The organism is Psychromarinibacter sediminicola (assembly GCF_029168335.1).
GTDB lineage: Bacteria > Pseudomonadota > Alphaproteobacteria > Rhodobacterales > Rhodobacteraceae > Psychromarinibacter > Psychromarinibacter sediminicola.
Map to the genome: position 1 here is coordinate 1 of NZ_JARGYC010000273.1, position 316 is coordinate 316.

The 316-nt window shown below is 62.3% G+C and carries 1 protein-coding gene; it reads right to left on the reverse strand.

All coding sequences use genetic code 11. The annotated features are described in order from the left end of the window. Nucleotides 1–316, reverse strand: a 316-nt coding sequence (locus P1J78_RS25700; protein ID WP_275570126.1) for a transposase, incomplete at both ends; no start/stop codon positions are given.

Below are 316 nucleotides of genomic sequence, written 5' to 3' on the forward strand. Positions count from 1 at the left end.
CGGGTTGCCAGTTCGGAGGTGATCCCAGTGCTCGGCGGGGAAGGAGTAGAAGGCCAGCAAGGCTTCCCGGTCCTTGATCAGGCAGGACACCGCCTTCTCGTACTTGGTGCCGTATTTCTCGGCGAAGGTGTCCATGGCGGCCTCGGCGGCGGCGCGGGTCTCGGCCTGCCAAATGTCGCGCAGATCGGCCTTCACCGTGGGTTGCATGGATTTCGGGAACTTGTTCAGGACGTTTGCGGCCTTGTGAACCCAACATCTTTGATGGCGCGTGCCAGGGAACACCTCGTCGAGGGCCTTCCAAAACCCCATGCCTCCG